The sequence below is a fragment of the Wolbachia endosymbiont (group A) of Pipizella viduata genome (assembly GCF_964028555.1).
In the GTDB taxonomy this organism is placed as follows: domain Bacteria; phylum Pseudomonadota; class Alphaproteobacteria; order Rickettsiales; family Anaplasmataceae; genus Wolbachia.
This window is the reverse complement of record NZ_OZ034787.1, coordinates 588,717-609,058: the sequence shown is the minus strand read 5'-3', so window position 1 is coordinate 609,058 and position 20,342 is coordinate 588,717. Positions and strand designations below refer to the sequence as shown.

The window sequence follows — 20,342 nt, the reverse complement described above, 5'->3', positions numbered from 1 at the left end:
ACCTGTGTTGACAAACAATTAAACATTTGTCATGTACTATGTTTGTTAAGGAGAAATAGCACAGAAGTTAGTATTAAGTATATTAGGAATAAGAAAGGCTGCGCTCAGTGTCACACACTGGAATGACAGGAAAAAACGAACTGCTATACTAAAAAAAAAGAAATAGAATATGACAGAATGGCTAATATCTAATCAGCTTATTGATTATAACTGTGCCGTAAAATCTATGGAAGAAAAAATTCAACAAATTTACAATAATTCAGCAGACGAATTGGTATGGCTACTCCAGCACCCTCCACTTTATACTGCAGGAATCAGTGCAACAGATGATGATATTGTTGAAAAACTATTTCCTATATATAAAACAGGAAGGGGTGGTAAACACACATATCATGGTCCAGGACAGCGCATCATATATTTAATGTTAAACCTTAAAAAAAGAAATAAATGCGACATAAAGCTATATATTAGAGACCTAAGTAAGTGGATAATAAATGTTTTAAAGCAATTTAATATACTTGGAGAATTTAAAGAGGATAGAATAGGTGTTTGGGTGAATAACAATGGAGTAGAAAAAAAAATTGCAGCTTTTGGTATTCGCTTAAGAAAATGGGTAACTTATCATGGCATAGCGCTTAACGTCTTTCCAGATCTCTCTCACTATAAGGGTATTATTCCTTGTGGACTGGAAGGTTATGGCGTCACATCAATGGAAGAACTAGGAGTGAAAGTTCCACTCTCTGAATTGGATGATATACTAAAAAAAGAGTTTTATAAGATATTTTAATGATCATTTACCTTTTATATTTTATTTTCACTTTATGTGCTAACACAGGTATTCATGCAATCGACCGAGTTGATATTATTGCTCCTTCTTCCAAGGGAAAAGAATCAGATCTGACTACTATAAAAGAATATGTAGAAGCTTCGGATTTTAATCCCCATATTTCGGAAAAAATATATAGTAATGACAATCCATTTTATTCCAACTCTGATGAATTCAGAGCAAATGATTTGGTTAGTGCACTAACTAATGATAGTAAAATAATTTGGTGTATCAGAGGAGGAGAAGGGGCTTCTCGGTTAATTCCCTATCTAGAAAAGTTACCCAATGATAAAAAAGAAAGGATTGCTCAAAACAAAAAAATCCTCATAGGCTATAGCGATATAACTGCCTTGCACATCTATCTACAAGCTAAATATGATTGGCAAACTCTTCACGGCACCATGTTGGAAATGATAGTAAATAGCTCCGTTTCTGAAAGCTCTGTTGAAAAATTGAAAGAGTTAATTCTTAACAAGCGGGATTCTATCAGATTTGATAACCTAAAGATGATAAACAATGGAATTAGACTAAAAGATGGCAGATTAGAGTCTAAAGTCATCGGTGGTAATATGACTTTAGTTGAAAATAGTATAGGAACCGCTTGGCAAATAAATGCGAAAGGTAAAATTCTATTTTTAGAGGACATAAGAGTTTACCCATACGCAATAGAGCGCAGTTTAGATCACTTAAAGCAAGCCCACATCTTTGATGGAGTACATGCAGTAATCTTTGGGGATTTCGTTAACTGTTATAATGATAATCTTGTTGAAGTTGTAAAAGAAAGGCTTGCAAAAAGTGTTAACTTTCCTGTATTTACAATGAAAGGGGTAGGCCATGGACATACAAATGACCCTTTACCTCTTAACACTCACGCTATTATTAGCGTTCAAGACGAAAAAGAAGGTTTGTTTTTTATGGATGTGCAGAATGTTAGCTAATCTTATAGCTAATGCGAGCTCTACGTCATGCCGCCGCGGTATCTCTTAGCCGCTAACACGTAGCGGGATACTTAACCGTCATACCGCGATTCATTCGCGGTATCTCTAGATCCCGCTAACACGTAGCGGGATGACGAGTTATTATACCGCCGCGAACCGTCATGCCGCCGCGGTATCTCTTAGCCGCTAACACGTAGCGGGATACTTAACCGTCATACTGCCGCGGCGCTAACAACTGTACGAACGTTGTAGTTTGGGCCACCAGTGGGGTGTCATCCATAAGTATTGAAAGTGCTATAAGTGGCATTATATAAGGTGGTTAACGGCATAAATTTCAATGGTAATAAAATAAATTAAAAAAGCGCCTTTTTGCCTGTAGTTAGAAGGTTTAAGCGAATTTTCGACGTGGTTTATCTGCTTTCCCAACAACGAAGGTTGATATCAAGAGGAGATTTACATACCATTAATCACCTTGTGTGATTGCACTTTCAACACTTATGGGTGTCATCCCAGTGCCCAGACACTGGGATCCAGCTTCTATGCAACTTAATTAAAAACGTTTGTTTTAGCGTAAGACAACTACCTTTAGCTCATCAGCTCAGTTATAAGCAAAATTTCTGGATCCCAGTTTCTGGGCACTGGGATGACACCATTTGCTGTGCAATTTACCTTCAAAAACGAATGTTCGTACAGCTATGAGTGAGATCAAAGAATTGCAGAATTAAGTGTGAATGGTTACAGAGTAATTTCAAAGTGCATTTGCAGTTGGACTGGCTGAATGGATATATTTAATGAAAGTCCCATTTCACGGTGTTCAAATCTACTCCTTCTTGTACCATCTCCCAAAGTGGGCTCATTTCTCTCAGTCGGCCAATATTTTTAGCAACAAGATCTGCTGCGTACAAAACTTCTTCTTTAGTTGTAAATCGGCCTAGGCCAAATCTAATTGATGAATGCTCAAGGTCGTGGCCATTATTTAGCGACCGTATGACATAGGAAGGCTCAAGAGACGCAGACGTGCACGCAGAACCAGAACTTACTGCTAAATCCTTGATTGCCATGATGAGAGACTCACCCTCAACATAGGGAAAGCTCAAGTTTAGGTTGCCAGGAATTCTATTTTCATAATCACCATTTAAAACGATATCAGGAAATGCTTCTTTTATCTTATTGTACAAAATATCTCTCAGTCCTTCCAATTTGCTTGCTTCTGTTTCCATTTCTTCTTTAGCGATACGTGCCGCTTCACCAAAACCAACTGCAAGAGGTGTTGGAACTGTTCCAGAACGCATACCTCTTTCTTGTCCACCACCACTAATCAATGGTATTAGCCTAACACGAGGATTCTTCCTACGGACATATAATGCGCCTATTCCCATAGGTCCATAAATTTTGTGGCTAGAGAGACTCATAAGATCAATGCACATCTCATTAACATCAATTGGAACTTTTCCAAAGCTTTGAGCTGCATCTGTATGGAAAAATATATTATGCTTTCTGCATATTTTACCAATCTCCTTTACAGGCTGAATTACTCCGATTTCATTATTTACCATCATCACTGAAACCAGGATTGTTTTATCAGTAATTGCTTCCTCAAGCTTTGATAAATCTATAATTCCGTTTTGCTTAACAGGCAAATATGTAACTTTAAAGCCTTCATTTTCCAGATGCCGACAAGAATCCAGAACACACTTATGCTCCGTGCAGACAGTTATTATATGATTTCCTTTATTTTTGTAAAAGTGAGCAATGCCCTTGATTGCTGTATTATTTGACTCAGTTGCACCTGAGGTAAAGATAATTTCTTTGCTATCTGCGTTCACCAGATCAGCGATGTATTTCCTTGCTTTTTCCACTGCTTCTTCAGCAGTCCAACCAAATGAATGGCTGCGAGAGTGTGCATTACTGAACTCACCAAAATAAGGTATCATTACCTCCAAAACACGGGGATCCACTTTAGTAGTAGATTGATAATCAAGAAATATTGGTAATTTTATTTTAGTATCATGTATTTTCTTACTTTCAACATTCATAAAGCTACCACAGGGACAAAATTTACAACTATTTAATAGCACTAAAACTTAATTTTTTCAAGGTATAATCTTGCATCAACAAACATTGTCACCAAAGGGATGTGTGTATGACGCTGGTTCACTCTGTGATGGTGTCATTCCAGCGCCCCTATGATGTCATCCAAGTAGCTCCTTTTTTTGTCATCCGAGTAGCCCCTTTTTTGTCATCCCAGTGCCTATTTCTTTGTCATCCCAGTGCCCAGACACTGGGATCTCATTTTACTCTATAATGTCAGTGCTCCTTTCTCGTCATCCCAGTGCCCAGACTACTTGGATCCAGGAAACTTAACTCTACACCAAGTAAATGTACAATAAGAACTAGATTCCAGACTGGAATGACACCCTACTTAACCGTCATACCGCGATTCATTCGCGGTATCTCTTAGCATAGATCCCGCTAACAAGCAGCGGGATGACGAAGTTATTGTCATGCCACCGCGAACCGTCATACCGCCGCGGTATCTCCTTAGCATAGATCCCGCTAACAAGCAGCGGGATGACGAATTACTTAACCATTATACCGCCGCGGTATCTCTAGATCCCGCTAACACCTTACTATTACCCACAAATATAAATGTTTGTTGCATAGCTCTTAATGGCATAACTTTTGCTTGAAATAACTGTTTATATGGTGCAATTTACAGCTTTTAGTTGCTAAAATTATAACTCTTAATTTAATAATTTTAATCCAATAAGCTTTCAGGTTAATAAAATTAAATTATTTGAGTAAATACAATACCATGTCTTTATTTGTGGGTAATAGTAAGCGCTAACACGTAGCGGGATGACGAGATGCCACCGCGAACCGTCATCCCGCGATTCATTCGCGGTATCTCTTAGCCGCTAATACGTAGCGGGATGACGGTTGTCGGTAGGCCTAAATTACTTTAGCCATAAATATTTAAGAAATTTACCAAACGAAAAAAAAGGCAAAAGAAGCCCCGAGTAGCGAGTTTTGACTCTATATTACTGTAAGTGGCGCTGTAATAATGTGCTGACGCTTAGTTTAAGCGCGATTTGGCTGAATGTAGAAAAAATAAAAAAGACATGCAGCCGCTATAATTTTATCTAATCCGCCAATAAATACCCTGAGTTTTTTACTGAATTTTTGTTGTTGAACCTGCGCAGATCAAAAACAAGTTTTGAGTCATAAATACCCTTACTATCATAATAAGGGGGCTGACAGAGTTTGTCAAGGAAGTTTTCGTATTTTAATTTTAGAATTTTATAGGCTTTTGTTTTCATGAAATTATGTTCTCATGGGTAAATTAATGTTATCCTTTTTTGTTGATCTAAAGTTTTTTATGTTCATACACTTACGTGTTCATAGTGTTTATTCGCTGCTTGAAAGCTCGGTTAAAATTGAGGAGCTGATAGGCCTTTGTTTGCGAAATAAAATGCCAGCGGTTGCAATTACTGATTCAGGCAACTTGTTTGGCTCGCTCGAATTTTCAGAATATGCAGCAAGTAGGGGAATACAGCTAATAATAGGATGCAATATTATAGTTAAACATTCAGAACAAAATTTACCTATATTATTGCTTGCAAAAAATGAGCAAGGGTACACTAATTTAGTCACTTTGGTGAGTGAGTCTTTTAAAAAGCGCAAGAATAACAGCGATATTCCTTACGTTGATTTTGATGAGCTATTGAATTTAAGTATGGGTCTGATCGCTTTAACCGGTGGATGTTTGGCTCAACTATTGTTGGGGCAAGATAAAGAAACGGTTGAAAAACTGCTTTCAGCATTCGATGGTCATTTATATGTTGAATTGCAGCGTCATGGGCTGAATAAAGAGCTAGAGCTCGAAGAAGCTTTAATAGATTTTGCTTATCAGCGCAATGTACCACTGGTTGCAACGAACGATGTGTTTTTTCCAAATAGGTCTGATTATGAGGCTTATGACATATTAACGTGCATATCGGAGGGGAGTTATGCCCTGGAGAATAACAGAAAGAAGTTAACTACCGAGCATTACTTCAAATCTGTGGCAGAAATGGAGGAACTGTTCAGCGACATTCCCGAAGCAATTCATAACACTTTAGTGATAGCTAAGCGGTGCTCTTACATGCCAAGAAGCAGGCAGCCTATCTTGCCTAAATTTCCTTGTCGAGAAAATAAAACTGAGAATGAAGAACTGAGGGAGCAGGCAGTTGCAGGATTGAAGCTGCGTATTGCAAAATCCTCTTCTGTCACCAGAACACCCTCCACTGTCATCCCAGTACTTGATACTGGGATCCAGAGAGATTCCAGCGTCACGCGCTGGAATGACACCAAACCAGATGATGACACACAACATGATATCGATTTCAAGCAATACTACGACAGGTTAGATTATGAACTAAGTGTAATCACTTCAATGAACTATGCTGGTTACTTTCTAATAGTTTCTGACTTTATCCGCTGGAGCAAAGCAAATGGCATTCCAGTTGGTCCAGGAAGAGGCTCTGGTGCTGGATCAATTGTTGCTTGGAGCTTACAGATTACAGACCTTGATCCAATAAAGTTTGGCCTAATATTTGAAAGGTTTTTAAATCCCGATCGTGTATCAATGCCTGACTTTGATATCGATTTCTGCCAAGAGAAAAGGGACCTGGTTATTGATTATGTTCAGAAAAAGTACGGTTATGTTGCTCAAATAATCACTTTTGGAAAATTGCAAGCAAGGGCAGTATTGCGTGATGTTGGTAGAGTATTGCAAATGCCTTACTCTCAAGTGGATAAAATATCTAAAATGGTTCCATTTAATCCAGTAAATCCTGTAACTTTATCACAAGCGATAGAGCTTGATCAAAACCTGCAGAAAGAACGGGATAGTGATGAGGTAATTGCAAAGCTTCTTGATATATCACTAAAGCTTGAAGGAATATATCGTCACGTTTCAACTCATGCTGCTGGAATTGTAATATGTGATCAAAAGTTGGAAAATTTTGTTCCTGTGTACTACGATCCAAATTCGGCTCTGCCAATCACTCAATACAGCATGAAATATGTGGAGAAAGCTGGGTTAATAAAATTTGATTTTCTTGGACTTGGTACGCTAACACTAATAGATCATGTATGTCGTTTAATTAATCGTGATGAAAAAAAGATCGATATTTCTTCAGTTCCTTTGAATGATCAAAAAACCTATGAGATGCTCTCTAGCGGTGATTCAATTGGAGTGTTCCAGCTTGAAAGTTCGGGAATGAGAGAAGCTTTAATCAAATTAAAGCCAGATTGCATTGAAGATATTATCGCTTTAATTTCCCTTTATCGTCCAGGACCTATGGATAACATTCCAACTTATGTTGCAAGAAAGCATGGACTTGAAAAGCCAGATTATATTCATCCGTTACTTGAAGGAGTGTTAAAAGAAACATTTGGGGTAATAATCTACCAGGAGCAGGTGATGGAAATAGCCCGTATTCTTTCCGGGTATAGCTTAGCGGAAGCAGATCTGCTGAGACGTGCCATGGGTAAGAAAATTAAGGAAGAGATGGATAAACAACGTGAACTTTTCATCCAAGGGGCAACAAAGAATGGCGTTGATTATGACAGGGCAAGTTATATCTTTGACCTTGTTGCAAAATTTGCTGGTTATGGATTTAATAAATCTCACGCAGCTGCATATGCGGTTATATCTTATCAAACGGCTTACCTTAAAGCTAATTATCCATTAGAATTTTTTACAGCACTAATGAATCTAAATATTGATGATAGAGATAAACTGAATTTATTTTATCATGCAGCAAAGTTTAGTGGCGTTACCGTTCTTCCACCTGATATAAACAAGTCTCAAGCTGAATTCTCAATAGAGGGTGAGTGCATACGTTATGGTATTGCTGCCTTGAGGAATGTTGGTTTTTCTATAGCAGAAGGAATAGTGAACACACGTTCAAGCGCTTATAAGGACATATGGGAATTCATTCAAAATTCAGGTCATATAATAAATAAGAGAGCGCTAGAAAGCCTAATTAAATCCGGGGCATTCGATAGCGTGCATAAGAACAGAAAGCAGCTATATGAGTCAATGGACATGCTGATTTACTTTGCAAATAAAAACAAACAGGATAGGGAATCAAGTCAAGCTGCTTTGTTTGCTAGTCTTGATGTCCTCAAACCGAAATTTGAGAATGTGGAAGATTTTGATGAAGAGGAAAAATTAGAGCATGAGTTATTTTCACTAGGATTTTATTTAACTAATCATCCACTTGAAAAATTTAGAATTCTTCTGGAAAAGTTAAATATTGGGTTTATCGGAGAAAATAGAACAGCAAAAACTGCTGGGGTAATATTAAATGCACGTATGAGAACTTCAGAGCGTGGAAGGTTTGTTATACTCACACTTTCTGATCCCCATAACGTTTCTGAAATAGCATTTTATAATAATGAAATAATAGAAGAAAAAAGAGATTTATTTTCACCAGGAACATTTGTGATAATTGATCTTGAAGCTTCGGAAAATACGACAAGATTAGCAGGCAAGGATATATCTGAGTTTACAAAAAGAATCGCTTCTACAATAAAGGAATTAGTTCTCACCACTGAGTGCACGGATTCGCAAAAAGCCGCTATGGAATTAAATGCAATATTGAAAGATAAAGGCAGAACCAAAATAATGCTAAAACTTCTTCTCGAAAAACATAAAGTGAGCATCTTATTACCAGGTGCATACTCAATTGCTCCTCAAGTTATTTATGAAATATCTAACTTAAGCTGGATTAAAGGCGTAGAAATTAATACAAATAACTTGCTTATATAAAAAAGCTTTATATAATGAAATATTTAATCGGTATTAAAGGAAGATATAGTGAATCTTTATGAATTTACTTTTATAGCACAACAAGGATTATTACAGCAAGAAGTAGAGGAGATGGTCCAAGAGCTAGCTGTTTCATTGAAAAATATTAAAGCAGATGTTATTTTCCAGAAGATCAAGAGTCTTATGGAAAGGCAAAATAGTACGCTTACAAAACAAGAGTTAGAAACGCGTGCTGAAAACATTAAAGAAGGTCTAGTTGCTTACTCTGATTTCTTTGAAGATCTTACAAAAATTTTATGGGTTGAATTGGAAGAAGATCTTTCAAATTTGAAAGAAGTGAAGTCAAAAATCGATAAAGAGTTGAAAGATGACCTAAAAGATTTAGGAATAACGCAAGATTTTATAAAATTTCTAGGAGGCAGTGAGCAAATTACTAAAAGTGCGTTTATCCATAATGCAGTAAATGCTTTGAAGAGAAATATTTCAGAACATCTAATAAAGATTTTTCAAGATATTTTGAAAGATTTTAGAATAAACGGTCCAACTCAATCGAGCAAAGCATTGGAGATGCTTTTGGAAAACATTGAAGCATCGGGATTAATCAAGTATGAACATTGGGGTCTTTTGGATTTTGCATATCCAATAAATAAGATGAAGAGCGGTCATTATTGTATAATGTGCATAAGTTCTACTGCAAACATTCTGGATGAATTTGTGCGTAGAATGAAACTTAATGAGAACGTTATTCGCCACTTGTCTGTGCAGGTTGATAAATTTTTTGAAGGTAAATCTTATATGATGAATAAACAAATTGAGGAGCAAAACGCATAATGATGAAAAGACGAAATAGTTTTAATAATTCCTACGTATCTGTAAATAATAGGACTGGCTTTAGGCGTTCTAAAGTTTGCCCTCTTGATACGTCTAAAGATGAAGACATAGATTATAAGAATACAGATTTATTATCCAAGTTTACCTCTGACTATGGTAGGATATTACCTAGAAGGTTAACAGGCGTATGTGCAAAAAAACAAAGGAAGTTACGCTTAGCGATCATAAGGGCACGTTTTTTGGCTCTTGTTCCTTACTGTACTAAAAAAGTTTAGGTAATTTATGTTGATAATTTTAAAGGAAAATATAAGGACTTTAGGTAAGCTTGGTGAAGTTGTCAAAGTTAAACCAGGTTATGCACGTAATTTTCTTTTTCCACAAAGAAAAGCGGTGAAAGCTACCAAGGAGAATTTAGCAAAACTAGAAGAACAACGTTTATTGCTGGAGGAAGAGAATACAAAAAGATTAAATGTAGCAAAAGAGCTTGCATTGTCACTACATGATAAGTTTGTGGTATTGATAAAGCAAGCTTCAGAGGATGGTAAAATTTTTGGTTCTGTAACAACACGTGAAATTGCGAAAGTTTTACTACAAGAAGGACATGCGATAGATCACCGTAGTTTATCTTTTGGTGGAATAAGCATCAAAAACTTGGGCGAGTACCAAGTAAACATAGAGTTGCATAGTGAAGTAATAGTACCAGTTACTATATACGTCGTGAAATCCGAAACAGATGCGCATGAATTAAGGCAAGTAAAGTTGCAAAATCAGAAGTCTGAGCAACAAGAAGGTGAAGCAGTGGAGCAAGAAGATACAAATAACAAATAGCAGTGAATAAAATATATCAACTATTCCTGTCATTCCAGTGCCTTTTTTTTCTGTCATCCCAGTGCGTGACACTGGGATCTAGCATGTTCAAAGATAAGACGGGGGTCATTTAATGATCCCGCGCTATAGCCAAAAAGAAATGTCTTCCATTTGGGAGGAAAATAATAAATTTAATATATGGCTTAAAACAGAAAAATTAGCGTGTGAAGCTCAAGCAGAGTTAGGAGTGATTCCAAATAGTGTTGCTCAGAAGCTCTCTGGTGCTATTGAATTTGATATTGAACGTATCAACGAAATTGAATCGATTGTAAAACATGATGTTATAGCTTTTCTGACATATGTTGCTGAAAAAGCGGGAGTTGATGTTCGTTATCTCCACTATGGAATGACAAGTTCTGATGTTTTGGATACATGCCTTGCGGTGCAGTTGAAAGAGTCATGTGATATTTTACTCGGGAATCTAAAAAATTTACTTGCAGTATTGAAAAAAAAAGCTGAGGACTATAAAGATATTGTTTGTGTTGGACGCAGTCATGGAATGCATGCAGAACCAACAACTCTTGGATTAAAATTTGCTAGATTTTATGCTGAATTTAAACGCAATTATCAGAGATTAATTAGCGCGCAAAAAGAGATCTCAATTTGTAAAATATCAGGTGCAGTAGGTAATTTTGCAAATGTTGATCCGTTTGTTGAAGAGTATGTAGCAAAAGAAATGGGACTCATACCTGAAACCATATCGTCTCAAGTCATTCCTCGTGATAGACATGCCATGTTCTTTTCGGTTTTGGGAGTGATTGCAAGCTCAATAGAAAATATTGCAATTGAAATTCGTCATTTGCAAAGAACTGAAATCGGCGAAATTTCTGAGCATTTTTCCATTGGGCAGAAGGGAAGCTCTGCTATGCCACACAAATGTAATCCTATTTTAAGTGAAAATCTGACGGGACTCTCACGTTTAATACGCAGTTATGTTTTTCCTGCGTTAGAAAATGTTGCATTGTGGCACGAACGTGATATATCACACTCGTCTGTGGAAAGATCCATTGCTCCTGATGCTTGTATAACAATGGATTTTGCTTTAGTGCGATTAACAGATTTGATAGATAAATTGGTAATCAATAAGGAAAACATTGAAAAGAACTTAAATTCTTCAAAAGGTTTAGTTTTCTCACAGCGTGTATTGCTTGAGTTAGTAAATAGTGGTTTGGCGAGGGAAGAGGCGTATAAAATTGTTCAGAGCAATGCAATGAAAGTGAAACAAAACAACAGTGATTTTCTGGCCGAATTGAAACAAGATAAACCTTTACTTAAGGTTATTAACTCGGAAAAACTTGAATCTTTGTTTGATTTGAAATATTATACAAAGCATGTAGGTCACATATATAGCAAGGTTTTCAATTAGGCTGAGTAGCTCAGTTGGTAGAGCAGGAGGATCATAATCTCTTGGTCGGGGGTTCAAGTCCCTCCTCAGCCACTCGAACTAAACTATGTTTAGCAAGATAGTGCTATTGGTGAAGTAGTGCGACCCAGTGTCAGCTACTTGGAATGGTTACGTTCAGTTGTATATCCACTTAGGTGTATAGTTTAGAGGAAAATGGATAAGAGATTGTGAAAAGGGTTTAGCTTTTGGCCTATGATCTCTTTAAATGATAGAATTTCACTACAAAACTTAACTTTCTTCTATGCAATTAGCTAAGTCAAGAAAGGTGAATCTATCTCTTGTTGCAAACGCAAGATCGACCACTTTACAATATTGTTCTTTATTCCAACTGAGGTGCTCTGGTAAGTGCGGAATTGATAGATCTTCAAATATTTTTTGCAGGTATTTTGCAGGTAGTAAATTTTGCTTAATTAAATTGGAAATATTAGTCCATTCTTTACAAATAATCTCTTGGATTTTTTGCTGCATAATTTGCTTCTGTTCAAAAGTTCTTACAAATTCGATATTATCAAAGCACTGAGTTATATGTTTTACATCTAAAGTGGTCGGGTTGATAATCGGGTTTTGTATTGATAATATCTTTTCCTGCAAATTAGCCATGGTAATCGTCGTAACAGCAATTTTTTCGCCATGTAGTGAGGAATGATCTCTTGTTACCATTTCCATTGCGTGAGCTATCATATGCTCTCCTTGGCTTGCAGAATAGCTGCCTTTTGATATTACCATTCCAAGTCCTGAAATTAGTAGAACTTCCATAAGTAATAGAACCACTTTTCTACTTCTTTTAGTAAGCGCCGTATACTCTCTTAGCAAAATTTGCTCCAAATCGCGAACAAGTGTAAAAGGTAATTCATTGTATTCTGTGCCAAGCAACAAATGAGATAGTAGCCAGTCAGCCTGAACTGTCGAACGGCAAATGAAATCTGCAAATCCGCTTAATGTGAGGCGCAGTGGTGCATTGGTAAGTATGTCTATATCTATATATATCGCTCTTGGAAGATGTGCTTTGAACGATTTTTTGTATCCATTTACTAATATTGAAGCATTTGCGGATGTATATCCATTCATGGAAGCGGCTGTTGGGAACGATATATAATCTTTTTTCTCGAGGTAGCTTGCATATTTGCAGATGTCGTTAACGGTGCCGCTACCAAATGCAACTATTAAGTCACTGTCTTTTGCTTTGTTTCTAACTAGATTTATGGTTTCAAGAGAGGCAAGTGAAAGATTAGTACCCATGGTTGGTGTCATTCCAGCGCGTGACGCTGATTTTTTTTCCTGGATCCCAGTCTCGGAGGACTGGGATGATAAAATGTAGGGAGCATCCGAAATGATATGAGGTTTTGCAAGAGGCCTAATGGTATTGCTCGGGATAATTAAGTGAGAAATTTTATTAAATACGTTTTTGTTTAAAAGTTTTGCTGTATTTTCATCTGCAACTAGAAAGATGTCATTTCCGTGTCGTGTGCATATTTTATAGATATCATCAGCAAGGTGGTAATCTGTTATTACTTCCCTTAGAAAAGTTTGTTCGGCTTGATGTAATATTTGTTTTAAATAGTGCATAGAGTGTTTACAATATAGCAATATAAGTATTTTAAGATTGACATGAAAATTGACCCTGTAGAGCTAACTAAGAAATTGATCTCTTTTGAGAGTATAACACCAAGGGACGGCGGGGCAATAGAGCATATAGCAACAATCTTCAAGAAAAGTGGCTTTGACTGTGAGATTTTAGAATTTGGTAATGATGGAACTAAAGTTAAAAATCTTTATGCGAAATATATAAATGGAGTACCAAATTTGTGCTTTGCTGGGCATGTTGATGTTGTACCACCGGGTCAGTTAAAAGATTGGGCATTTGGTCCATTTAATCCAGAAGTTAGAGATGGAATGCTATATGGAAGAGGAGCAGCTGATATGAAAAGCGGAATAGCTGCATTTATTGCTGCTATGGCAAATTTAATTGCAGAAAAGTTTCAATTTAATGGTTCGATAAGTGCATTGATTACTAGTGCTGAAGAAAGCACGGAAGAATATGGAACAAAGGCAGTTTTGGAATGGATGAAAAGTAAGCAAAAAAAGATAGATTTTTGTGTAGTTGCCGAACCAACCAGTAGTGAGAAATTAGGTGATACCATAAAAATAGGCAGAAGAGGTTCTGTAACATTTGAATTAATTTGCCATGGAAAACAAGGACACGTTGCCTACCCAGACCTAGCAGATAATCCAATATATAAGGTAATATCGATATTGAGTAAGGTAAAAAATACTACTTTTGATCATGGTAATAAATATTTTCAGCCTTCACATTGCGAAGTTACTACTATCGATGTTGGAAATAATACTAGCAATCTAATACCTAGTTCAGCAACTACACGTTTTAACATTCGATATAACGATACACAAACACCTGACGGCTTATATAAGCTGATTGATGAAATATGCTCCAGTGTAACTAACGATTATAAACTTTCTATGCATAGCAGCAGGGACGTTTTCCTCTCTACTCCTGATAGAAATACTGATATTATGCTTGATGCGATAAATAAAGTTACCAGTATTGATGCTGTGCTGAGCACAAGTGGTGGCACATCTGACGCTGCGTTTATCAAAGATGTTTGTCCAGTGATTGAATTTGGTATAATCAACAAAACCGCACATCAGATAAACGAATGCGTATTAGTAAATGATATACATAAATTAACAGCTATATATAAGGAATTTATAGAAAATTATTTCAATCCCACTAATAAAATATTGAGTCAGGTCAACGTAGTTAGTAATATATCTAGTGGTCCATTGTTAGCTTAGATGTAATCAGATCTCTTGCATAACTGTTGTTTGAGTAACAACTGGTATCATCCCAGCGTGTGACGTTAGAATCCAAAAACCATGAGAGCTACAAAAACCACTTGACAAACTCCGCCAGTCCCCTTATCATGACAGTGAAGCTATTTATTTATCTTCTCTGTACAGATTAAATGACAAAAAAACTCAACGTATTTGGCGTCTCATGTTTAATTTTTTGCACTATGTGCACTCTATGTCTTTATCAAATTTCTAGGTTTTTACCTATACAAGCTGAAATACGCTTATAAAGCATTTAAAACATTAAAAAACGCCAACTTAAAAAATGGATAGTGAATAATTAGCTACCCTAGGGTTTCTTTTGCCTTTTTTTCTGTTTAGTAAATTTCTTAAACATTTATGACTAAAGGTTAGTTGCATTAAAAAGCAGCTAAATCGCGGTTATTAAGCGTTTAGAATAAAAAAACGCCATACTTGAAAGTATAATGTAAGTAATTAGCCAACCACGGGGCTTCTTTTGCCTTTTTTTCCATTTGGTAAATTTCTTAATATTTGTAGCTAGAGACTCTCATCTTTAGCGAGCTTCAAGGTAATTGGTTGCTATTTGCGAAAATATTTGCATAATTTAAGCAACATTAATTGATAAAAATTAACTATGGAGCTTAATAAGATTGCAGCATCGATTTTACTTTCTGGGCTAATCATTATGATAGTCAGCAACGTAGTTGATATGCTGTATAGTCCAGAGGAATATAAGATTGAACACCAAACGATAGTAGCTGCTGGTAACAATGAGTTCCAGCAAAAAATCGAGCAAGTGGCGCTCGATATTGGAGCGCTCATGCAGAATGCTAGCTTTGAAAAAGGCAAGTCAGCAGCGAAGAAATGTATAGCCTGCCATAGTTTTGAGAAAGGTGGAATGAATAAAGTAGGACCAAACTTATGGAACGTAGTTGGAAACAAAAAGGCTCATCTTGGTAACTCATTCAATTACTCAAAAGCAGTGCTTGAAAGAGGTGGAAAATGGGGGTATGAGGAGCTATTTGCTTTCTTAAAGAACCCAAAAGCCTATATAAAAGGTACGCGTATGGCATTTGCAGGTATTTCCAATCCACAAGAAATTGCAGATCTAGTTAGTTATTTGCGTCAATTGAGTGATAACCCTGTTGCTTTGCCAAAGTAGTATGGATTATTGTAATGATGGAAATAATGTTCACATAGCATATCGAAAGCTACAAGGAAAGAAAGCTTCTGTAGTTTTTTTTGGTGGATTTGCATCTAATATGGATGGAACTAAAGCAACTGCTATTTACAAATTTTGCCAAGAAAACGATATAGCACTTGTGCTATTTGATTATTTTGGTCACGGTCATTCAAGTGGTGATTTTATTGATTACACGATAAGTGATTGGCAAGAAAATTGTGCTAAAGTGATAAGTGAATTAACTAGCGATAAACAAATAATTATAGGTTCAAGTATGGGAGGATGGCTGATGCTGCTCATTGCCCTTCAATTTCCAGAAAAAATTGTAGCATTAATCGGCATATCGTCTGCTCCTGATTTTACTGAAGATTTGATATTCAAGCAATTGTCAGGCAAGCAAAAAGAAGAACTAGGTTCTAAAGGTGTAATAGATTTTACTTCAGAGCATTGTACATACAAAATAACTAAAAATTTGATCGAAGATGGCAGAAAGAACCTTCTTTTAAACAGAGAAGCAATAGATATAAACTGTCCTGTGCGCTTATTGCATAGCATTAATGATAAAGATGTTCCTTATCAAACTTCATTGAATTTAGCTGAAAAAATTAAGTCAACCGATGTTGAAGTATACTTGATGAAATCAGCAGAGCACAACATGTCTGACAATCACTCACTGAAAGTTTTATTTAAGACCATTAGAGAATTTTTGCCAGCAAAAACATATAGGTAACCGTTCACAGATTTCCACTTAATTCTTCAATCTCACTAATAGAAAGGCCAGTAAACTTGACAATAGTGTTGACATCAACATTATTAGCCAGCATTGCTTTTGCGACTTCAATTTTCCCTTCAATTTTTCCTTTCTCTATACCTTTTTGTATACCTTTCTCTTCAGCAAGATCAAGTCTGTATTCAAGAATGGCTTCTTCTTTCCGTAGATCCATTATTCTTTCTTCGTAAGCTACTAAATCTTTTTCGTTCCAACGAAACTTGTCTAATTCATCATATGCTAGCTTTATTATTGGCGCTTTTTCTGCTATCTCTTTTAAGTCCTCTTCTGTTGTTTCTTCTGCGTATTTAAAAAAGAAACACCACCTTTCTACTATACTTTCTAACTGCTCTACTTTACTTTTTGAAAATTTGGGCAATTCTATAAAGATAAATTGAAAATCTTTTAAGTAATGGCCGTTAGTTTTTATATCACGTATATTGTGAGTAGAAATATAACCAACTTCTTCAGGAAGTAAGTTAAAATTTGATATAGCAATAAAGAAGACTTTCTTTAAATCAATGTAGTTGCCAGATTTATCTAATTGTCTTGAGTAGGCTTTAGCGGCATATAATTGAGCGCGTTTTTCGAAGCCCTTGTCTCTAGCGAGCTGCATTTCTGCTATACATCTATTTCCGTGAGAATCCTTGCAGAGAACATCAACAATACTTTGTTTATCAGAGGCAACTTCGGGATCCATAATAGTGCTAAGAAACTCAACTTCTTGTATTGCATTTATCTCAGTAAACCCTAAAATATCGTTCAAAAAGTGGATCAGGATATTCTTATTTTTTTCCGTTCCAAAGATTTTTTTGAAACACAAATCATTGCGAGGATCGAGAAATTTTGAAAGAGCCATGGCAAAAATGCTTGAAAATATTAATAATTATACACTATTATTAACAATTATTCAACCATATTTTTGAAGATAGCTATAGCTATGCTGCCGCGGTATCTCTTAGCATAGATCCCGCTAACAAGTAGCGGGATGACGAGGTTATCGTCATGCCGCCGCGAACCGTCATACCGCCGCGGCGCTAACTAGTAGCGGAATGACGGTTTTTCAAATTGTCGGTAAATCTAAGTCAGTTTAGCTATAGGCAGCAATTTTCTGTATTTATTTTAAATTGAAGAAAGCTCAAATGAAAGATCGTGTTTTGCTAAAAATCACAGAATGCAGTCTGGTTACACATATAGTTGAAGTAATTCAGATTTGTAAGATATGTTTATCTGCAGTTATAGCTTCAACAGTAGGCGTTACTCTTGATTACCTCAACATTTTCTCTTGGCAATTCTTTAATGAACCGAGAAGTGCGCATCGGTTGCCACTGGTTGTTAATTTCCCTCCTATCTGCACATGAAATGATTAACCTTTCCTTTGCCCTGGTTATGCCAACATATGCAAGTCTCCTTTCTTCTTCTAAAGCTTTACCACTTTTATCTTCAAAAGATCTTTGATGAGGAAATAATCCCTCTTCCCAACCAGGTAGAAACACGCACGGGAATTCAAGTCCTTTGGCTGCATGAAGAGTCATAACATATACGGTGTCATCGTTATTCATATTATCCACTTCCATCACTAGACTTATATGCTCCAAGAAAGTTGTGGCATTATCGAAATTTTTTAAAGATGAGATGAGCTCCTTGACATTTTCTATTCGTGCTAAGCCTGTTACCTCCTCATTTTCAAGCATTTCAATATACCCTGATTGGTTTGCTACGATTTTAACGAATTCATGCAGTGGTTTTACGCTTACTATTTCTTCCCAAGCTTTAATTTTATTTAAAAAATCATTTAGTGAGAGTTTAATTCTTTCGGTTACTTGATTACTATTAACTAATATTTTTGCTGCCTCAAAAAAAGAAATTTTGTTATCCTGAGCAGTCGTGTATATTTTCTTTAGAGTTGTAGCTCCTATGCTTCTTTTTGGCCGGTTTACGATCCTTTCAAAAGCTAAGTCATCGTTATTGTTTGTAACAAGTCTTAAATATGCAATTATATCCCTGACTTCCTGACGTTCGTAGAATTTTACGCCACTTATAATCTTGTAGGGAATTGAATATTTTATAAAATACTCTTCGAGAACTCTAGTTTGAAAAGTGGCCCTTACCAGCACTGCAATGTCACTAAATCTGTATTTATTGAGCTTTAATATCTGTTCGCTTATGAACCTTGCTTCAGCTTTTCCGTCCCATAATTTTATTAGATTTACCTTTTCCCCTTCAACGTTTGTTGTCCACAATTTTTTTTCTAGCCGAGTTTTATTGTGATTGATAACATATGACGCAGTTGCAAGTATGTGAGATGTTGATCTATAGTTATACTCTAGTTTGACAGTTTTTGCATTTTTAAAATCATCAGAAAATTTTAAAATGTTTTCAACTTCTGCACCACGCCAACTGTATATTGACTGATCGTCATCTCCCACACAGCAAATATTTGAGTGCTTTTTTGCAAGGTATTTTAGCCAAAGATATTGTATTGCATTTGTATCTTGATACTCATCTACCATGACATACTTAAACTTGTTTTGGTAGTAGGACAGAACTTCGGTCTTTTGATTAAAGAGTTGTATGTTATATAGCAATAAGTCACCAAAATCGACAGAGTTAAGGAATTTTAACCTTTCCTGATACTGGTGATAGACTTTGAGTGCAGTTACGTACACTGGCCTAAATGATTGAACGTCTTCCACTTCGAATGGCAGTAAACACTTCTCTTTCCATTGCTGAATAATATTCATAATGGTCTTACATTTTTCTGATAGGTAATCAGGGCTGATTTCATTCATGATGTTTTTTATTACCTGTAATTGGTCATCCACACCAATAATTGTAAAATTGGAATTTAGCCCCACGACTTCAGCATGATGACGTAGAATTTTTGCTGCAATTGCATGGAAAGTGCCAAGCCATGGTATGTTTGTGCCTGTTAGCTCAAGTACCCTTGATACCATCTCATTTGCTGCTTTGTTTGTGAATGTAACAGCTAATATTTCATCAGGATAAGCGTGACCGTTTCTAATTATGTGCGCTATTCTTGAAGTGATCGTTCTTGTTTTTCCCGTTCCGGCTCCTGCCAATATTAAAACCGGTCCATCTATGTTAGTTACAGCTAATTGTTGTTCTGGATTTAGCAGTGAGAGATAATCGTTCATTTGCAGCTCTATAGATTATAACTTCGTAAAGTTAAACCTATGATCGAAATATTGTAAAGGTTTTATTGAATAGAACAGTTAAAGAATGCTTCACTCAAGTACTTTAAACGTAGGTTTTACATCTATTTTGTTTTAGTAGTTTCAGGTGTATGCTGAGTAACAACAACTTGATTTGAGGTGTTGGCACCAGAACTTCTGCTTGTTGGGTGGATAGGTGGAGTTTGGAATGGCTTATATGTACGGTTTAGTTCCTCCACTTCTCTTTTTCCAATTATCTCTTTGACTTTAATAGGAGATTCTTCTTGCGGGATATAGTGGTTATGCGTTGCAGGTCGTTCAGTGAGGTTTTCATATGTTTCTTTCAACCAAGTTCCGATATCATACATAAATCCATACGCTTTTTCTTTAAATTCTCTCAATGATCTACTGAAACTTGCTAGTGTATTATTGAAGTAAATTGTCATGTAATCTCTTTTAGTGTACTGATAACTTTCACTATTTAATTTACCACTTTGTGTGTTAGAACTATTGTTGCTTTTGAAATAACCAAATATGTTGTACATTTTGAGTCGCCATTAATTACTAACATACATATATTATACGTTAATAAATTAAAATTGTCAAGAATTTTACTACTTGCACTCTGTAAAGTTTTTGTTGTGTACTTTGAACTTTAAGAAAAATGGACGCCTAAATTTGACAATTGTGAAAAT

The 20,342-nt window shown here is 36.1% G+C and carries 15 protein-coding genes and 1 tRNA gene; 11 read left to right on the top strand and 5 right to left on the bottom strand.

Annotated elements, in window-relative coordinates; all coding sequences use genetic code 11:
* The first annotated feature begins 169 nt into the window (after positions 1-169).
* Positions 170-787 (top strand): lipoyl(octanoyl) transferase LipB, encoded by a 618-nt coding sequence (lipB, locus tag ABWU50_RS02780; protein WP_353276196.1) that lies wholly within the window; start codon positions 170-172, stop codon positions 785-787.
* Positions 787-1,764, top strand: coding sequence for an LD-carboxypeptidase (locus ABWU50_RS02775; RefSeq protein ID WP_253309636.1), 978 nt, complete (start codon positions 787-789; stop codon positions 1,762-1,764). The genes lipB and ABWU50_RS02775 overlap by 1 nt, the downstream gene beginning before the upstream one ends.
* Before the next feature lie 788 nt (positions 1,765-2,552).
* On the opposite strand, the gene ABWU50_RS02770 is transcribed toward ABWU50_RS02775, so the two are convergent.
* A complete protein-coding gene (locus ABWU50_RS02770; RefSeq protein ID WP_353276195.1) occupies positions 2,553-3,800 on the bottom strand; it encodes an IscS subfamily cysteine desulfurase in 1,248 nt (415 codons plus the stop codon).
* Positions 3,801-5,143: 1,343 nt separating this feature from the next.
* Here ABWU50_RS02770 and dnaE point away from each other — a divergent pair.
* The 6 genes from dnaE to ABWU50_RS02740 all read left to right on the top strand — a co-directional run bounded on the left by dnaE (position 5,144) and on the right by ABWU50_RS02740 (position 11,720).
* Positions 5,144-8,584: a DNA polymerase III subunit alpha gene (dnaE, locus tag ABWU50_RS02765; RefSeq protein ID WP_353276333.1), complete on the top strand. Its 3,441-nt coding sequence runs from the start codon at positions 5,144-5,146 to the stop codon at positions 8,582-8,584.
* A 48-nt stretch (positions 8,585-8,632) separates the two neighbouring features.
* Positions 8,633-9,415 carry a 30S ribosomal protein S6 gene (rpsF, locus tag ABWU50_RS02760; protein ID WP_353276193.1) on the top strand — a complete coding sequence of 261 codons (783 nt, stop codon included), beginning with the start codon at positions 8,633-8,635 and terminating at the stop codon, positions 9,413-9,415.
* Positions 9,415-9,690 (top strand): 30S ribosomal protein S18, encoded by a 276-nt coding sequence (gene rpsR, locus ABWU50_RS02755; protein ID WP_353276191.1) that lies wholly within the window; start codon positions 9,415-9,417, stop codon positions 9,688-9,690. Before rpsF ends, rpsR begins: the two co-directional genes overlap by 1 nt.
* A 7-nt stretch (positions 9,691-9,697) precedes the next feature.
* Positions 9,698-10,243, top strand: coding sequence for a 50S ribosomal protein L9 (gene rplI, locus ABWU50_RS02750; protein ID WP_353276189.1), 546 nt, complete (start codon positions 9,698-9,700; stop codon positions 10,241-10,243).
* A gap of 112 nt (positions 10,244-10,355) precedes the next feature.
* Entirely contained in the window at positions 10,356-11,648 is a 1,293-nt protein-coding gene (gene purB, locus ABWU50_RS02745) for an adenylosuccinate lyase (protein WP_353276188.1), read from the top strand.
* Positions 11,648-11,720 (top strand) — tRNA-Met (locus ABWU50_RS02740). The genes purB and ABWU50_RS02740 overlap by 1 nt, the downstream gene beginning before the upstream one ends.
* 195 nt (positions 11,721-11,915) lie before the next feature.
* Here the strand turns inward: ABWU50_RS02740 and ABWU50_RS02735 are convergent.
* Positions 11,916-13,253, bottom strand: coding sequence for an iron-containing alcohol dehydrogenase (locus ABWU50_RS02735; protein ID WP_264735520.1), 1,338 nt, complete (start codon positions 13,251-13,253; stop codon positions 11,916-11,918).
* Positions 13,254-13,295: 42 nt separating this feature from the next.
* Here ABWU50_RS02735 and dapE point away from each other — a divergent pair, with 42 nt between their 5' ends.
* The 3 genes from dapE to ABWU50_RS02720 all read left to right on the top strand — a co-directional run bounded on the left by dapE (position 13,296) and on the right by ABWU50_RS02720 (position 16,432).
* A complete protein-coding gene (dapE, locus tag ABWU50_RS02730) occupies positions 13,296-14,501 on the top strand; it encodes a succinyl-diaminopimelate desuccinylase (protein ID WP_353276185.1) in 1,206 nt (401 codons plus the stop codon).
* A gap of 652 nt (positions 14,502-15,153) precedes the next feature.
* On the top strand, positions 15,154-15,681 hold the full coding sequence (locus tag ABWU50_RS02725; RefSeq protein WP_253309627.1) for a c-type cytochrome: 528 nt from the start codon (positions 15,154-15,156) through the stop codon (positions 15,679-15,681).
* 1 nt (position 15,682) lies between these two features.
* Complete coding sequence (locus ABWU50_RS02720; RefSeq protein ID WP_353276183.1) at positions 15,683-16,432, top strand: alpha/beta hydrolase; 750 nt, start codon at positions 15,683-15,685, stop codon at positions 16,430-16,432.
* Between the two features lie 4 nt (positions 16,433-16,436).
* Here ABWU50_RS02720 and ABWU50_RS02715 read toward each other — a convergent pair whose 3' ends face one another.
* The 3 genes from ABWU50_RS02715 to ABWU50_RS02705 all read right to left on the bottom strand — a co-directional run bounded on the left by ABWU50_RS02715 (position 16,437) and on the right by ABWU50_RS02705 (position 20,192).
* The gene (locus ABWU50_RS02715) at positions 16,437-17,330 is read right to left on the bottom strand and encodes an Rpn family recombination-promoting nuclease/putative transposase (protein ID WP_353275402.1); all 894 of its coding nucleotides are present in this window, start codon (positions 17,328-17,330) and stop codon (positions 16,437-16,439) included.
* Between the two features lie 385 nt (positions 17,331-17,715).
* Positions 17,716-19,629 (bottom strand): ATP-dependent helicase, encoded by a 1,914-nt coding sequence (locus ABWU50_RS02710; RefSeq protein WP_353276181.1) that lies wholly within the window; start codon positions 19,627-19,629, stop codon positions 17,716-17,718.
* Positions 19,630-19,751: 122 nt separating this feature from the next.
* Positions 19,752-20,192 carry a hypothetical protein gene (locus ABWU50_RS02705; protein ID WP_353276179.1) on the bottom strand — a complete coding sequence of 147 codons (441 nt, stop codon included), beginning with the start codon at positions 20,190-20,192 and terminating at the stop codon, positions 19,752-19,754.
* Positions 20,193-20,342: the final 150 nt, after the last annotated feature.

What these genes read in the sequence shown, in the direction of transcription:
- rplI (WP_353276189.1), top strand. Translation starts at nt 9,698, where the DNA reads ATGTTGATAATTTTAAAGGAAAATATAAGGACTTTAGGTAAGCTTGGT.
- ABWU50_RS02710 (WP_353276181.1), bottom strand. Translation starts at nt 19,629, where the DNA reads ATGAACGATTATCTCTCACTGCTAAATCCAGAACAACAATTAGCTGTA.
- ABWU50_RS02770 (WP_353276195.1), bottom strand. Translation starts at nt 3,800, where the DNA reads ATGAATGTTGAAAGTAAGAAAATACATGATACTAAAATAAAATTACCA.
- ABWU50_RS02775 (WP_253309636.1), top strand. Translation starts at nt 787, where the DNA reads ATGATCATTTACCTTTTATATTTTATTTTCACTTTATGTGCTAACACA.
- dnaE (WP_353276333.1), top strand. Translation starts at nt 5,144, where the DNA reads ATGTTCATACACTTACGTGTTCATAGTGTTTATTCGCTGCTTGAAAGC.
- ABWU50_RS02725 (WP_253309627.1), top strand. Translation starts at nt 15,154, where the DNA reads ATGGAGCTTAATAAGATTGCAGCATCGATTTTACTTTCTGGGCTAATC.
- purB (WP_353276188.1), top strand. Translation starts at nt 10,356, where the DNA reads ATGATCCCGCGCTATAGCCAAAAAGAAATGTCTTCCATTTGGGAGGAA.
- dapE (WP_353276185.1), top strand. Translation starts at nt 13,296, where the DNA reads ATGAAAATTGACCCTGTAGAGCTAACTAAGAAATTGATCTCTTTTGAG.
- ABWU50_RS02705 (WP_353276179.1), bottom strand. Translation starts at nt 20,192, where the DNA reads ATGTACAACATATTTGGTTATTTCAAAAGCAACAATAGTTCTAACACA.
- ABWU50_RS02735 (WP_264735520.1), bottom strand. Translation starts at nt 13,253, where the DNA reads ATGCACTATTTAAAACAAATATTACATCAAGCCGAACAAACTTTTCTA.
- ABWU50_RS02720 (WP_353276183.1), top strand. Translation starts at nt 15,683, where the DNA reads ATGGATTATTGTAATGATGGAAATAATGTTCACATAGCATATCGAAAG.
- lipB (WP_353276196.1), top strand. Translation starts at nt 170, where the DNA reads ATGACAGAATGGCTAATATCTAATCAGCTTATTGATTATAACTGTGCC.
- ABWU50_RS02715 (WP_353275402.1), bottom strand. Translation starts at nt 17,330, where the DNA reads ATGGCTCTTTCAAAATTTCTCGATCCTCGCAATGATTTGTGTTTCAAA.
- rpsR (WP_353276191.1), top strand. Translation starts at nt 9,415, where the DNA reads ATGATGAAAAGACGAAATAGTTTTAATAATTCCTACGTATCTGTAAAT.